Genomic DNA, 14,541 nt, shown 5'->3' on the forward strand with positions numbered 1-14,541 from the left:
ACGCGGTCGCATCCCTTCAAGAGTCTTCGTCGCCCCCGTGTCCGACGGACGACGCCCCGCCAAGAGCGTCATACCGCCTGGATGCAAGCCATTGGAGGCGCAAAGCCTGGGTCTGCAACACGCGCCGCAAACCTCCTTGCACCTTCCTTTCAGAGATCACCTGCGCGAGACGTGAAATAATGAGCGCTCGCCGTGCGATTCTGAAGTCAGGATGAGATCTGATTTCATATACGCGGTCTGAAACGATCCTCCCCCGAAGTGATGGCGGGGCGTCAACGACGAGTGAACCAAGAGGGGGATCCTTCTCGTTCAAGATGGCTTTGAATTCAGACTGATCTATCGCGCGTTGAGTGATCAGCCGCTCGAGGGCGTCGAGATGCTGCCGGGCGCCGACGTCGGCGCGGCTCGTGTCTTGAAATTGCGGCAAGGGCCACACCTCGATTTCGAGAACCTCAAAAGGATCGAGTACGGACATCGCAACAGCGTCAGTGCGCTGGTTCGTCAGATGACGGCGGATCCGGGTGCGCAACATCTCATTGGTCTGCCCAACATAAATGGGTTCACTGTCATAATCGAAGAATGCGTAGACACCCCATTTGTAGTGTCCGACCTTTGGCGTTTGTCCCGCCCCGTCGTCAAAAGGAACATCGAGAAATTTAGTTAGATTTGCCCTCAAGTCCTCCGTTTCAAACGGAGGAAAATTCACATAGTCCGGATTGCGTGGCGCCCGGCGATCGGTGTCTTTACCCACGTCGGATCGCCGTCATTTCAGAAGAATGCTGCACGATTCCACCACGTTCTATGGTGGTGCGTCGCATCGTCTCCTCTGGGTGAAAAGCGACGTCGAAATTTACGTAGTTGATCTCGTCGTCGTGGCCCCGAAAGCTGGCCTGAAATGCAGCGAGGAGTTCGACGTTGGATAGCTGTTGTCCTCTGACGCTCGGCGCTTCGACCGATGGGATCGAAGCGGGGAAAACATAGATGCAGGGCGGAGGCGCGCAAAATGGGCCAATCAGCGTTCTTCTATCGACGTCGCTGTCCCGCGCCAACTTTGGACAGGACCGCCCAATGGTTCCGCACATCATGTCCCATATCACCAAGCCGTCGACGAGCTGGTTGCGCGTGACGATCTCGGCGCTGATGCGCGTATGAATTCCAGACCAGGCGTTCCGCCGCGGGTCAGCGCCAACATTGGTGCACAGGCTCCAGATAACGAACTCATCGGCCCCGCTCGGGCGCTCAAATAGCTTGGTGTTGTCGCCGTCCAAACAGCCATTCAAATCGATTATTGCGGTCCGCCCGCTCTTCAAATTCACAACGTAGTCATGCAGCACTCCTCGCTTCGTACGATCCCAACTCGCTATGAAGCCCCGATCTTCCATATGATTGAGCACATGCTGGACAAACTCCCGCTTGTCTCGCATCGTTGCCGAGAATTCGCCGCGCACCTGCTGGATGGCGCAACGGAATATCGGCGAAGCGTAGAAGTCCTTTTCCGTGAGGCCATGGTCCCCGAGCTTATGAGCTTGCGTCTTGAGCACTTCGGCGAATCGTTCGATCTGACGGCGAAGACCCGCGTCCTGCTCGCACGGGATGACGCTCACGCCGCCTTCTCCGCTCGAGCTTTGACTCCGAGAATTGGCTCGAACAAATATTGTGCGAGATGCCGCACAACATCGACCACAACCCCGTCTCCCATAAGGTGGTAAGCTTCATTGTAGTTCTTGGGCAGCTTATAGCCGTCATCGAGACCCATCAATCGCGCCGTCTCTCTTGCAGAGATCAATCGCGACCGAATCTTATTTCCGTCGACAACCATGATGGTCTGTCGGCTAGAGCCGCCGGCTGGTGTCCGCAGGCATCCGGCGACATCATCAAACCGAACTTCCGCTCGCTGCACCTTTACGCCATCTTCGTCGTATCGCGTTCGCTTATAGACCCCTCCAACCATGCGACGGCCCGAGCGCTTGGCCGCTTCAACTTTCGCCAGATTGACTTCGGACATCATCGCCAAAATCTGCTTGGTCTCTGCGGGACTGTGCCAGTCGACGCTCGTAGGGTTCTCTTCGATGAGTTCGGCGAATGTTACTTTGCGATGGGGCGGGGTCGGCAAATTCCACCATAATAGCTTTGCGCGATCGCGCGCTGATATTCCGTCGACCGCCCTGCGTAGGGCGCGAGTGTGAAACGGCTCGATCGGCTCAGGCGAGACGAGGGAAGCTTCAATCGCAATGTCCTGGTGAACGCCGATTACAAATAGTCGCGGGCGCGATTGCGGCCGGAACATAGACGCATTGATGATCAGAGCGCCATATTGGTATCCCGCCTCGGAGAAGGTTTTGCAGATCGCCCCGAAATCCTTCCCGCCATGCGAGGTGAGTGTGCCGCAAACATTCTCGATTGCGACAATCTGCGGGGCGCGACTGTCCGCGATCAATCCGCCGATCACGTCCCAGAACGGATAGAAAGTTCCCGACCGCTCCCCTTTGAGGCCTGCGCCGCCCCCTGCCAAAGACAAATCCTGACACGGGAACGAGCCCCAAACCAAGTCGGCGCATCCCGGAAGTTGGCTCGGCGTGACCTTTCGAACATCGCCAACCAGCAGCTCTCCTCCTGTCCCCCAATTGGCTTGATAGGAAAGGCCCTTCTTGTGATCGAAGTCGTTTGCGAACAGGCAAGTCCACCCTGCGCCGAGCCCCTTCCTAGCCATGCCGCCGCCAGCAAAAAACTCATAGAAATCAGGCATGACGCTTCCGATCGGGATCTTGCCTGTCGAATTGGACCGTCGCGCGCGAGCTTTTCTTCAATGGCTTCTGCGATCCAGGTATTGCGGGATACGTTGCCAGGGCGCGAACTGCGAGCATCGTCGATCGCCTCGAACATTGCTGGCGACAGGCGAAGATTGATGCGGTCAATAGCGCGAACTGCGCTCGATTTCGACGAATCGCTCATGCATCAAGGGTGGCGCCTTTTTGGCGCCATGTCTAGAATGTTCTATATATGTTCCAACGGGCGCGCAGGACCTTTCCACATTCCCGAGGCTCGGGTTTCAAGGCTCAGTCGCCTGAGAGGCCGGTAGCGTGACATCTCGTCGTTGGGAAGAAACTCAGATGCCTTGGATTCCTCGCTCGTTCCCTGTCGAAATTCGTCGCAAGCCGGAATTGGGTGATCTCGCCGACATATCGAGCGAGGAGCTCGAGCATGCGGAAGTGGAAGGGTGGCTCGCAGGCAATCGCTGCTATCGCGACATGCGCGGTTTCTCATGGGATGAGGTTCGTGCGGCACTCGACTTGGAGACAGATATCATAAATCGACTCAAAACCGCCGAGCATCCCGAGGCCGAGCTCGCGGCCTTTCTCGAACTGCAAGCGACGTCGTTTGAGGATGAACCGGCGCTTTGGGGGCTCGATATCGGCGTTGCATCAGCGACGATTGCAATGTCGGCCTATGGCGCGACGCCCGTATCGAGCTGCAACGCAGGTGCCTTTGGCGGCCAGCATCACGCAAAATATCCCTATGTCGCCTTTTTCCTTCCAAAGGAGTTGGCTTTGGACGTGTTGCTTGCTGCTGAAGATAGCGACGTTGGGCTGAATTCCGATGAGAATGGAATCGCGCAGATCTATGGACGGGGCGAAATGGATCTGGTCCGCTTTGCCGAGACTTCTTGGCGGCGGCACAGCGGCGTTCGGAACCCAGTTTCAATGCGGTGAACCGCGGCGCGGTCGCCACCAAAATCTTCCGATCTCTATGGCTTTTGGCTATCGCTGAGGGGTCGGACGCTCGCCGACAGCGGCAGTTTCTGTCGACCAAATGTTGGCGCAATTATCACACCCCCTATTGCCCAGACTCGCTGAACGATAGGGCAATACTGGGTCACCGGTGCACAATTTCACACGAGTGACCGCCCTCCAATCGCCGTCCCAATGCACGCGCGAAATCATCACCAGCCATCGTCGGCGTCGCGATCCACACCTCGAGCCCCGGGCGGCGCTCGAAGAACGAAAGAGCTGCCGATAGGCCCGGCGCATCGTAGTCGGCAAAAATCGTAACGCGCCTCACGATTGGTGGGAGCGCGACTATCGCATAGCGATCGGCGCCAAGCGTCGCCCAAACGGGGAAATTCTCGTGAAGCAAAGACGCAGCCCAGGCCGTCTCGAAGCCTTCTCCGAGCCCGATATGCTCAGCGGCGGGCGCAAGGCGCAGAAGCCCATCGCCGAGCGGTCCGATCGCGCGCCGTGGGTGCGGCACGTCGGCCTTTCGAAGCCCGGAAGCATCGAGGAACGTCAATTGAACGGCGACGATCGCCCGTGAAGGCGCCTGCACGGCGGCGATTAGGCATGGGAAACGCCGCGTTTCGTCATAGCGATATGTGGGAAGGAAGCGAATGGTGGGAGGTGGGATGGGCGGCAAGCGTCGTGCGCGAAGGTAGGTCTCGGCGGGCGTGCCGGCGACGGGAAGCGCCGCCTTCCAAAGCTTCTGCGCAAGGGCGGAAGTGGTTTTCGATTTCTTCGCGGGTCTGTGAAGGGTTCGACTTTCTAAGCGAGGCTTGGGGCCGTGGTCCGGCGCAAGCGCATTCAGAGCGGCGATAATGTCACGGGGTTTGCAGCCGGCGAAGCAATGGAAGACGAGCGCGCGTTTGCCGTCGGAGACGCTTAGCGATGGACGGAGATCGCCGCGCCCCTTGCCGTGCCCCTTTACGGGACAGGAGCAGAGGTAGCCGCCTCCCTCGGGCTTCCCGCCAAGAATTTTGGCTATCGTTGCAGCGTCATGCTTCATCGCGCGGACGAATTAGTGGCTCTGCGATAGGCGTTCCTCAGAATGGCCGACGGGTGAGGGAGGTCGGGCGAAGCCCATAGGCCACGTCTATTTTTCTGGGCGTCGCTCTCTGCCACGGCGTATTGAAAGTTCACGGGCTTGCCGTTGGGATCGGTGGCCGCGAAGGCGAATCCTTGTGTGATGAGGATCGTGCCGAGATCAACCGTTTGTGCGCCGAGATGGGCGGCGCAAACGGCAAAGGTGACGGAGCCCGACTGTGCAAGCGCTGTGCATCGAGGTTTGGCGTCTTTGATCAGCGCGGCGAAATAGGCAATCGAGGCTTCTCCGCAATCGCGCTTTATGCCGGCAGCATTGGTGAAGGTTGTCCCGCGAATGCAGGACTGGACCGCATAGAGCCGGAAGGTCTGCCCGCCTTGAGTCCAGGTGTCTCCCGTTTGGAATTGAACCCCCTCCGGCGGAACATCGAAGACGGGAAGAGGCGCGGCCTTCGGCGCTAGAGCTTCGAGATTGGCGCCGCTCGACGACCCCGCCTGCTGCGCCTCGGCGCTCGAAGGCGCGATTACAGCGAACACGCCGAGCAAAAATCCGCAAGAGACGCTAAGGCAGGCGAGAAACATGCGCTCAGCCTTCCTAAGCAAGATTTGCGGGAAGCGAAACGGGCGCGTTGCCCGGAGACGGCGGGATGACGCCCCCGGGCGTGGACCCACCGCCAGGGCAGTTGGTGCCGCCACCACCAGAGCCGGTTGAAGCTTTGCACGTCGTCGCCGCTTGGTTGATTTTGTTCTGGATCGATTGTCCCCAGGAGCAGATGGATTGATTGTTCCCATCGAGGTTGGCGGTACCATTGTGAAGCGTTGCGCCGGTGGCTCCAACGCCGCCATTGCCGGCGGTCGGGCAGGCGCCGCCGTTGGACTGCATGAAAGTGATGTCGTTCTTGCAGATGAGCGGGCCGAATTGAAAGCAGGCCATCATCATGCCGGGCGTAACCGCCGTGCCGGCGATAGACCTGTTGTTGGCGAGAGTCTGGAAGCCCCCTAATGTGTTCGAGTTGCCGACCTGTTGAGCCCAAAGGCAAACCTGCTGCTGCATAGGCAGATTGAGATATTGGGTTGGGCTCATGCCGGCGGGAAGATTCGATCGGGTGAGCTGGAGCACGCCAAAGTTGTTGCCGTTCGATTCGCAGGTGTTGCCGCCGGACTCGGCCATGGCAGCGCCGCCGAAATTGCAGGAATTGTTTTTCAATGTGCTGTTGGCGTTCGCGCAGCCTTGGAGGGCATCCGAGATGTCGGATGCGGAGTAGCTTTGATTGGAGCAGCCGCCTGCCAGAAAAGCGCGCACCGGCGCGCAAAACGCGGCGGACAACAGGGCGGCAGTCACGACGGAGGTGCGGCGCATGGCGTCCTATTGGAGCTTGATGTGAACGTCGATCGGGCTCTTTTCACCGTTCGATACGTCGGTGAAGGAGATTGAGCGCGTCGCCGGATCGAAAGAGGCGATCGTCATGAAGCGCGTTTGCGAATTCGACGAAGCGTCGAAGCCGTATTCGCCGCGCACCGAAGAAATGGGAAGATCGAAGTCGGCGATGACGCGGGTCTTTCCGCCGATGATCTCAACGACGCGGGCGGGACAAGTTAACGAGTTGGGGTCGGCTGAACTCGACGTGCAACCGTTATTGACTGCGGAAACGACATAGGAGCGATCGGCGCCCTTGAAGGTGGTCGTCCAGACTTGGGCGATCGGCTTGAGATGGGCGCCCGGCGCAAGGGCTTGGACTTCGGCTCTGTCGGCGCGAAGCTTCGCAATCTTGTCGGCCCAAACGGCCGTTTGGAGGCCCGCGGGGCCGACGAGTGAAAAATCCTCGGCCACGAGCCGGTGCGACGCGGCGTCTTGCGCATAGCTGGCAAACGGGACAAAGAGGGTGATGACTGCTACGGCGCTCACGAAAATCTCCTTCGCAGTATTGGCCGATGCGAAGCGAGAAGCGTGGACGGCCGCCGGCGTCAAAGGCGCGAAGCGTCGGTGGAAAGGCAGAGGGTCCGCTTGCGGAAACTGCTTTTCCGCTTGACGCATGGAGGCGAGCGGCCATGCTATAAATCGCTGCGCTCGGATCAACGGCAAAGAGAGGCGGGTTCGCTTGGTCATTGTCTGTGCTCCGATGAACTTGGCGCTAATTCGTAGGGTGAAGAGGCACGGTTTGCCCACATTGGGGAATTTCCACATGCGAAACCGTGTAGCGGATTTTAAAGGAGCGCGCCCCGACGTCATATGACACTTCCGTGCGCGTGGCGGAGGAGTCTTCGATGGGCGCTTGCGGCTGCTTTTCGAGAAAGCAGGCGGCCCCGTCTATCACGAGTGCGTAGCGGTCCGCCTCGAACATGGCGAGTCGCATCGGACAGACTTTGATTTTCACGCCCACTGCCGGGGAGGGGTATTCGTCCGTGCAAACATTGGGCGCGTCGAGTACGGTCAGGGCGGCGAGCTTGGTTTGGAAGTTGATCGTGAAGTGCCATTCCGAGGCGCCGCGATTGCCGACGGCGTAGCTGAGCGAGGGATCCGTGAGCGGACGCCCCGGAAGGGGCGCCGGCGGCGGCTTCGAATTGCTCTCGTCGAGCCGATCCCGCCAGATCGAAGCGTATGACTCCGCTTCTCCCCGGGGAAGGCGAAGGTCGGAATAGGCGACCGGGCGCCATCGCTCCGGGTCCGGCGTGAAGGATTCGGCCGACGCCGTCGCGGGCAGCAAGACAAGCCCAGCCGCCTGGATCGACGAGAGCAACGCGCGCATCAGCGACGCCCCACGAAAGGCCGAAGAACGCGCATAGCGGTCCGAAAAATTGCGCGGGCGGCAAAATAGATCGCGGCGAACAGAGCGACCGTCGGGAGAAGCACCAGCAGCGCCGAACCGTTGGGGCGCAGCGGAGTTTGCGCCTCCGGAAAGAAGGCTGCGTTCAATACGCGCTCGATAGGATAGAGAATCGGACCGACAAGTTGGACAGGAAGACTGTTCAGCCAATCGGCCGCCAGCGAGACGACAACCACCAAGACTCCTAAGACGATCAGAAAGGGGAAAGGAGGCCGAATCGGTTCAAGGAAGACGTACTGGCTGTCATGGAGATGCTTCATGGCGGCGCTCTCGCTCGGACACTTGCGTGGGACGCTTCCGATCACTCGTGACGTTCCCAATATTTTCAGCCGTTTTCATATCGCAGATTTTGACGGTTGCCAATTTATTATATTTTGTTAAGAGGGAGTCACTCACCAGGGAATTGCCCGATGCGCATTGCGCTCCTCCTCATCCTCTGTCTTCTTCCCGCGATCGCGGCCGCAGAGGGGCGAAAGCCCGCGCCTGGGGGCGCTGTAAGGGTCGCCTTGGCGCCGGCCTCAGCCGCGCCGCGGAGCCTGCCGACAGAAGCTGTCGAATCAGAAGCCTGCTCGGCCGAGATGGATTCGCAAAGCCTGCGAGGCGTAGTCCAAACCGAGGCGCGGCGCGCGGGAGTCGACGAGAAGCTCGCTCTGGCGATTCTCGACCAGGAATCGTCAAACGGGGCCAATCTCAATTCCCCGAGGGGCGCACGCGGCCCGATGATGCTCATGCCGCAGACAGCCGCCCAATATGGCATCGCGGACATTTGCAATCCCCTCGAGAATGTCCGCGGGTCGATGCTGTTCCTGAAGGACCTTGTCGTCCAGTTCCAGGGAAACATGATGCTCGTCGCCGCCGCCTACAACGCCGGCAGCGAGCGCGTCTATCAGGCGAAGGGCGTGCCGGCGAACTCGGAAACGGTTCGCTACGTGGCCGCCGTGACCAATCAATATTACGGGCTTGGCGATTTCTCGGCGCGGCGCGGAAAGCGCGGCGCCGAGGCGAGCCGTAACGTTCAGGAAGCGTCAGGAAGCGAGTCGCCGCCAGCCGGAAAGAGCCGTTCGGCGAAAGACCAAGAGTGGATCGGCGGATCGGTTCTCTACGTGTCCCCTGACGATGAAGGAGAGAGCAAATGAAAGTTTTTTCGCGCTCTGACGCGATGTTCTTGGGCGTTCTGGTCGGATTGGCGCTGATCGCTGGCCCCGATTTGGCGCTGGCGCAGACGGCGACCTTCCAGCCCCTGAACACCGCGCTGACGAGCGTGCTTCAATTTATGACGGGAACATTCGCGACGACGGCCGCGACCGTCGCCGTAGCCGCCGTCGGCTATCTCGCGCTCACCTCGCGCATTCCGTGGTCCTGGGCCTTCTCGGTCATCGTCGGCGTGGCTCTGATCTTCGGCGCTGCGCAAATCGTCCAATCGCTCACGAACGGGCAGGGCTGATGATCCGGCAGCAGGCGAAGCCCCGTCTCGATCCGCTCGTCGGCGGCCTCACAAGGCCGCCCATGATGCTCGGCGTCCCCTATGTGCTGTTCGTGATGGAATGGTGCGTCATCGTTCTCATCTTCATCAACACCAAAAACCTGCTGATGTTTTTGCTGTTCGCGCCCATCCACGGCCTCGCTTACGTGCTGACGGTCCGGGACAATCGGTTCGTCGACATTTTCCTCGTGCGGTACGGCAAATGCCCCATCACCCGAAATCACCGATTTTGGGGCGGTGACTCCTACAAGCCTTGAGGAGCCGATCGTGGCGAAGCTCTCCGCGCATATTCTCGATTCTTTGAAATTCGGAGCACAAAGCGGCCGCGAGGCCGGGATATCCAAGCACGTGCCCTATCTTCGGCATGTCGAGGAGGACATGCTCAAAACGAAGGAGGGCCACTTTCTGATGGTGGTGAAGGTCGGCGGCTTCTGCTTTCAGACCGCCGACCAGGCGGAGATCGATATGCGGCTATCGAGCCGCAATACGCTCATTCGTTCAATGAACGACAGCCGCTTCGCCGTCTATTCCCACATCATCCGGCGCGAAGTGACGCCAGAGATCGGCGGCGGCTTCGACAACTTCTTCTGCGCGGAGCTGGATCGCCGCTACATGGCGAACCAGGCGCATAAGCGCATGTTCGTGAACGACCTTTATGTGACGATCATTCGCCGGGGGTTTCAGGGCAAGGTCGGCATGGCGGACAAGGCGACGAGCTTTTTCCGCAAGGGGCTCGGCGTCGAAGAAAAGGAGATCGAGCGCGAGGCCAAGCGTGAGCTACACGACGTCGCAGCCAATTTCTGCAGGGAGATGGCCAGCTACGGGGCGCGAACCCTCGGATTAAGGATGCTCCACGGCGCGGTCTGCACGGAGATCGGCGAGTTCCTGGCGCAGCTGCTGAACGGCGGGGCGCCGCTTCACATGGCTCTGCCGCGCATGGCGCTCGACGCCTATCTGCCGACGAAGCGCATCACCTTCGGCAAGAAGGCTCTTGAATGCAGAGGAGCGTCGGACGCCGACACCCGCTTTGCCGCCATGCTCTCCATTCGCGAGTATCCGGCCTACACGGGAGCCGGGATGCTCGACGGGCTCCTGCGCGTCCCATATGAACTGATCGTCTCGCAGTCCTTCGCGCTCGAAGACCGCGCGCCGGTCATGTCGCACGTCGCCAAGGTCGAGCGCCAGATCGCCGCCTCGGACGAAGCCGGGACGGAGGTCGAGGCGGCGATCAACACCGCGCGCAACGAGCTCGTCACTGGCCAAACGGTCCTCGGCTATCACCATCTGACGGTCTGCGCCATCGGCCGCTCCATCCGCGAAATGGAGAAATGCGTTCAGGCGGCGACGCAGGAGCTGCAGAATTTCGGGACGATCGTCGTAAGAGAAGACATAAACGCCGAGCCCGCCTTCTGGGCGCAGATGCCGGGGAATTTCGCCTATATCGCCCGGCGCTCCCTGATCTCCTCCCGCAATTTCGTCGGCTTCGCCTCGCTGCATAATTTCGCCGTGGGGAAGGCTGAGGGCAATCGCTGGGGACCGGCGATCTCGATCCTGGAGACGACGAGCCAAACCCCGTATTACTTCAACTTCCACCGCCGGCAGGTCGGCAATTTCACGGTCACCGGTCCGACCGGCTCGGGCAAGACCGTCGGCCTCGGCTTCCTGCTCTGCCAGGCCATGCGGGTGACGCCGCGCCCGCGCGTCGCCTTCTTCGACAAGGACCGCGGCGCCGATCCGCTCATCCGGGCCATGGGCGGCAGCTATGAAGTGCTGGTCCCCGGCGTTCCGACGGGCTTCAACCCGCTGCAGCTTCCGGGCTCCCTTGAAGACCGTAAATTTCTCGAAGACCTCCTTAAATTCATGGTGCGGCCCCGCGACGGTTCGGATCTCGGCGCGCATCAGCTCAAAATCGTCGAGGGCGCCGTCGACCAGATTTTCGCCGTACCCGCGAAGGATCGCTGCTTCGCGGAAGTCGCGCACCTGCTCAGGGGCAGCGAAAAGCTGGGCCAGGAGGATCTCGCGTCAAGGTTCGACGTTTGGACGAAGGCTCGCGGATGGCTCTTCAACAATGAGCGCGACTCGTGGTCGGCGTCGAATGGCGTGTTCGGCTTCGACATGACCAAGGTTCTGGATGACGACGACATCCGCACGGCGGCGCTCGGCTACATCTTCCACCGGATCGAGGGGATGATGGACGGCAATCCGGTGATGTTGTTCATCGACGAAGGCTGGAAAATTCTGACCGACGACAAGTTCGCGGGCTTTCTCAACGACAAGCTGAAAACCATCCGCAAGCTCAACGGGATCGTCGGCTTCGGCACACAGTCGGCGAAGGATATCGTCGCCTCCCCCATGGGGCACACGCTGCTCGAGCAGACGCCGACCAACATCTTCTTCCCCAATCCCAAAGCGGACTTCGAGAGCTATGTGACGGGGTTCAAGCTTTCCGAGCGCGAATTCGAGTGGGTGATCAGCACCCATCCCGACTCTCGGCAGTTCCTGATCAAACACGATCAGGACTCGGTCATCGCGCAGCTCGATCTCTCGAACATGCTCGATATCGTCAAAGTTCTCGCCGGGAACGTCGACACGGTCCAGGAGTGCGAAGAGCTGCGCGCCCGCGTCGGGGACGACCCGCGCGTGTGGGTTCCGATTTTCTGCAATTGGCGCTCCGCGAAGCGGGAGGTTTCCCATGCGGCATAGATTATTTCCGTTGGCGGCCTCCCTTCTCGCCTCCGCTGGGCCGGCTTTCGCCGATACGCCCGTCACCGACGCCGCTCGGGAGACGACCGAAAAAAGCATCTCCGATTGCACGGCCAAAGCGCGGGTCTACAAGGATGGCGCCTTGCAGCCCTCGAAGGGGATTACGGCAAGCCTGCAGACCCCGGGGCAGGGCCAATTGCCGTCAGCTGGCGCCGATCTCGTCTCAGCAAACAATGTCTCGGCGCCCGCCACTGGGGTCGTTTCCAACATGGATTTGAGCGCTGTGCAAACCACCGTCACCGGCGGTGGAACGAGCGTCACCGCGCTAAATCTGAATACCGTGGCGCAGACGGTCGCGGCTTTGGGCGCGGTCGCGAGCGGCATTCAAGGGAACAAGAGCAACACGCAAATCGCCAGCGCCATCATCGGCGCGCTCGCGCTCTCCCAGTCCGCCTGGAACCAAAACAGCAGCGCGCGCAGCAACAACGGCGGAATGTGGAACCAGGCGATCATGGTGACGAGCCTGACGGCGCGGCTCTTCAATCAGCGCGGGCTGAACCTTATCGCCGGCGCGAGTCGGGCGGCGAATGCTTTGGCCTTCGATCCGGCCAAAGCAACGCTCACAGGGCTCTCCGCAATGACTGACACAAATGCGACTGTCGTCCCGCGTTCCACGGGACCGTGAGGCGAGGCCAGAGGAGACAGATCATGATCAGGAAGCCGCTGCTTTCATTGTCGCTCGGGAGCTGGTTGCTCCTTAGCGCCGCCGCATTGGCGCAAGTCCCGGTTATCGACACGGCGACACTGACCCAGGCGACGCAGACGGCGCAGAACACTGCGCAGATCATGAACACCAACCAACAGATTCTCGAGACGGTCAATCACACGCTGGCGGCGGTGACCGGCGATCGGTCGACAGGAGGCCTGTCCTCGATTGGCCTTGGCGGCTTCTCGCTCTCGAGCGCGCCGGACCTCAGCTCGCTGCTTGGCGGCGGGTCCCTGTCGATGGGCGGGCTTGGCTCCTATGGCTCGTTGGCGTCTTCGATCATCAACGGTCTCAATCTCGTCAAAACGCTCACCGGAACGAATTCAGCGGCGTCGACGACCGACCTTGCTTACACGGGCGCGGTTAACACCTCCGCCGCCATCACCGCCGCGGTGTCTGGCGCTCAGGCCGCCTCGGTGACGAGGTCGTCGGGCTTCAAAGGAGCGGCGGGACAAATTGGCTCGGCGCCCGACATCAAGGGATCGATCGATCAAAACTCGCAAATCCAGACTCAAACGGGTCAGACAATCAACGAATTGATCGGCGCCGTGAACCTGACGAACGCAGCCCTGAATGCTCAGCAGCAGCAGGATCTCGCCGCTCAGTCGAAGCTGGCAAACATGTGGTCGTACGACGCTTTGAAGGCCACGCTGGTTGGGCAGTAGGAGAGTAAGCGCAATGAGAAGAAGAATTGCCAGAGGCGCTTTCATCGTCACGCTCGGGATGGCGCTAACGGCCCTCTCGGCTTGCGCGCACAGGGACCTGATAGCGCCCTGCATGCGCGACAGTTCTTTGTGGTCTTTTGGACGAGCCTTTGCAGCGGCGAGCGATTGCGGGCCGCTTCTCCCGATAAATCGCTAATTAGGAAGGAACCGCCGTGGACATCATCTCGGCGCTTTTTCAGAAGGTGGATTCCACCGCCGCATCGGCGGTCCAACAGATTTATCAGTCCATCTCCTCTGGCCTTGCGCCGGTGTTCACCGTGGCGTTGACGATCTATGTCGCATACTGGGGATATGAAATGATCTACGGGCGCGCGCCGCTGACAGCCGGCGCGTTCCTATGGCGTATCTTTCGCATCGGCGTCATCTACACATTGGCCTTCAGCTGGGGCGATTTCTCCTCGATCGTCGTGGATGTGTTCACCAAAGGAGCCGACGGCGTGGCGACAGCGGTTTGCTCAGGCGTCGGCGGCGCCAACTGCGGCACGCCGGAGTCTTCGATTTCCTCCACGCTTTCGACGCTCTTCACCAACGCTCTCACGGCGGGCAAGACCGTGGCCGCTTCCGGCGGCTGGGGCGCCGCGATCGGCCTCTCGCTGCTCGCCATCGTGCTGCTTATCGCCGCAGTCGTCTTCATCACGATCGCCGTGAGCCTCGTGCTGGTCGGCAAGATTGCTCTATTCGTGCTGCTGGGTCTTGGGCCCCTATTCATCGCAATGGCGCTCTTCAACTTTAGCTCGGTCCTCTTCACCGGGTGGCTCCGCACCTGCGCGCAATATGCGATCGTTCCCGTCGTCGTTTATGGAATCCTTGGATTTCTGCTGACGCTCATGAACTCCACCATCACCAATTTGGGATCGATCACGGACGCATCGTCCGCAATGACGGTGATCGCGCCATTCTTGATCCTTTGCGGCGTCGGAAGCGCCTTGCTGCCTCTTTCCCTCCAAATCGCAGCCTCGGTCGCGGGCGGCTACGCGCTGCGCGACGTCATCGACCTTCAAGGCCGGGCGCAAGGCGCCTGGCGGCTTTGGCGAGACTGGCGACTTTCGGGCAGCGGTTACCGTCAAGCCGCGCTGCCGCCGCCAAGCGACGGCGGATACACGATCGGTCCAGGCGGCGCCACCGTGCAGCGCGGCGCGAGCTACGACCCGCGCGCGGAACAGGTGGCGGCCGCCCTTATTGAAAGCCGCGCGGCTCAACATCGCCGCGAACAGGGATAGGAATCCAT

The 14,541-nt window shown here is 60.5% G+C and carries 17 protein-coding genes; 8 read left to right on the forward strand and 9 right to left on the reverse strand.

Translation table 11 applies throughout. The annotated features are described in order from the left end of the window. Positions 1-16: 16 nt before the first annotated feature. The 3 genes from MET49242_RS01685 to MET49242_RS01695 are packed head-to-tail and all read right to left on the reverse strand — an operon-like array spanning position 17 to position 2,746. Entirely contained in the window at positions 17-751 is a 735-nt protein-coding gene (locus MET49242_RS01685; protein ID WP_036279958.1) for a GIY-YIG nuclease family protein, read from the reverse strand. Continuing rightward, complete coding sequence (locus MET49242_RS01690) at positions 744-1,604, reverse strand: hypothetical protein (RefSeq protein ID WP_036279959.1); 861 nt, start codon at positions 1,602-1,604, stop codon at positions 744-746. The genes MET49242_RS01685 and MET49242_RS01690 overlap by 8 nt, the downstream gene beginning before the upstream one ends. After that, positions 1,601-2,746: a DNA cytosine methyltransferase gene (locus MET49242_RS01695; RefSeq protein ID WP_036279962.1), complete on the reverse strand. Its 1,146-nt coding sequence runs from the start codon at positions 2,744-2,746 to the stop codon at positions 1,601-1,603. Before MET49242_RS01695 ends, MET49242_RS01690 begins: the two co-directional genes overlap by 4 nt. 364 nt (positions 2,747-3,110) lie before the next feature. Between MET49242_RS01695 and MET49242_RS01700 the strand changes: the two genes are divergently transcribed. After that, positions 3,111-3,710, forward strand: a complete 600-nt coding sequence (locus MET49242_RS01700) for a hypothetical protein (RefSeq protein WP_036279965.1) — start codon at positions 3,111-3,113, stop codon at positions 3,708-3,710. A gap of 163 nt (positions 3,711-3,873) precedes the next feature. Here MET49242_RS01700 and MET49242_RS25395 read toward each other — a convergent pair whose 3' ends face one another. The 6 genes from MET49242_RS25395 to MET49242_RS01730 all read right to left on the reverse strand — a co-directional run bounded on the left by MET49242_RS25395 (position 3,874) and on the right by MET49242_RS01730 (position 7,896). Continuing rightward, positions 3,874-4,287, reverse strand: coding sequence for a toprim domain-containing protein (locus tag MET49242_RS25395; RefSeq protein ID WP_158497232.1), 414 nt, complete (start codon positions 4,285-4,287; stop codon positions 3,874-3,876). Positions 4,288-4,772: 485 nt separating this feature from the next. Beyond that, entirely contained in the window at positions 4,773-5,348 is a 576-nt protein-coding gene (locus tag MET49242_RS01710) for a thermonuclease family protein (protein WP_244430640.1), read from the reverse strand. Between the two features lie 58 nt (positions 5,349-5,406). Further along, a complete protein-coding gene (locus tag MET49242_RS01715; RefSeq protein WP_036279968.1) occupies positions 5,407-6,171 on the reverse strand; it encodes a hypothetical protein in 765 nt (254 codons plus the stop codon). 6 nt (positions 6,172-6,177) lie between these two features. After that, positions 6,178-6,717, reverse strand: coding sequence for a hypothetical protein (locus MET49242_RS01720; protein WP_144259419.1), 540 nt, complete (start codon positions 6,715-6,717; stop codon positions 6,178-6,180). A 226-nt stretch (positions 6,718-6,943) separates the two neighbouring features. Then, positions 6,944-7,558 (reverse strand): hypothetical protein, encoded by a 615-nt coding sequence (locus MET49242_RS01725; RefSeq protein ID WP_036279974.1) that lies wholly within the window; start codon positions 7,556-7,558, stop codon positions 6,944-6,946. Then, complete coding sequence (locus MET49242_RS01730) at positions 7,558-7,896, reverse strand: hypothetical protein (protein ID WP_144259420.1); 339 nt, start codon at positions 7,894-7,896, stop codon at positions 7,558-7,560. The genes MET49242_RS01725 and MET49242_RS01730 overlap by 1 nt, the downstream gene beginning before the upstream one ends. A 150-nt stretch (positions 7,897-8,046) precedes the next feature. Here MET49242_RS01730 and MET49242_RS01735 point away from each other — a divergent pair, with 150 nt between their 5' ends. The 7 genes from MET49242_RS01735 to MET49242_RS01765 all read left to right on the forward strand — a co-directional run bounded on the left by MET49242_RS01735 (position 8,047) and on the right by MET49242_RS01765 (position 14,533). After that, the gene (locus tag MET49242_RS01735) at positions 8,047-8,772 is read left to right on the forward strand and encodes a lytic transglycosylase domain-containing protein (protein WP_244430641.1); all 726 of its coding nucleotides are present in this window, start codon (positions 8,047-8,049) and stop codon (positions 8,770-8,772) included. Then, on the forward strand, positions 8,769-9,080 hold the full coding sequence (locus MET49242_RS01740) for a TrbC/VirB2 family protein (RefSeq protein ID WP_036279981.1): 312 nt from the start codon (positions 8,769-8,771) through the stop codon (positions 9,078-9,080). The genes MET49242_RS01735 and MET49242_RS01740 overlap by 4 nt, the downstream gene beginning before the upstream one ends. Next, a complete protein-coding gene (locus MET49242_RS01745; RefSeq protein ID WP_036279983.1) occupies positions 9,080-9,376 on the forward strand; it encodes a type IV secretion system protein VirB3 in 297 nt (98 codons plus the stop codon). The genes MET49242_RS01740 and MET49242_RS01745 overlap by 1 nt, the downstream gene beginning before the upstream one ends. Positions 9,377-9,386: 10 nt before the next feature. Beyond that, the gene (locus MET49242_RS01750; RefSeq protein WP_036279986.1) at positions 9,387-11,822 is read left to right on the forward strand and encodes a VirB4 family type IV secretion system protein; all 2,436 of its coding nucleotides are present in this window, start codon (positions 9,387-9,389) and stop codon (positions 11,820-11,822) included. Continuing rightward, positions 11,812-12,507 (forward strand): hypothetical protein, encoded by a 696-nt coding sequence (locus MET49242_RS01755; protein WP_144259398.1) that lies wholly within the window; start codon positions 11,812-11,814, stop codon positions 12,505-12,507. The genes MET49242_RS01750 and MET49242_RS01755 overlap by 11 nt, the downstream gene beginning before the upstream one ends. Positions 12,508-12,530: 23 nt before the next feature. Continuing rightward, positions 12,531-13,253 carry a type IV secretion system protein gene (locus MET49242_RS01760; protein WP_036279566.1) on the forward strand — a complete coding sequence of 241 codons (723 nt, stop codon included), beginning with the start codon at positions 12,531-12,533 and terminating at the stop codon, positions 13,251-13,253. Between the two features lie 212 nt (positions 13,254-13,465). Beyond that, entirely contained in the window at positions 13,466-14,533 is a 1,068-nt protein-coding gene (locus tag MET49242_RS01765; RefSeq protein ID WP_036279562.1) for a type IV secretion system protein, read from the forward strand. The last annotated feature ends 8 nt before the right edge of the window (positions 14,534-14,541 follow it).

The organism is Methylocystis sp. ATCC 49242 (assembly GCF_000188155.2).
In the GTDB taxonomy this organism is placed as follows: domain Bacteria; phylum Pseudomonadota; class Alphaproteobacteria; order Rhizobiales; family Beijerinckiaceae; genus Methylocystis.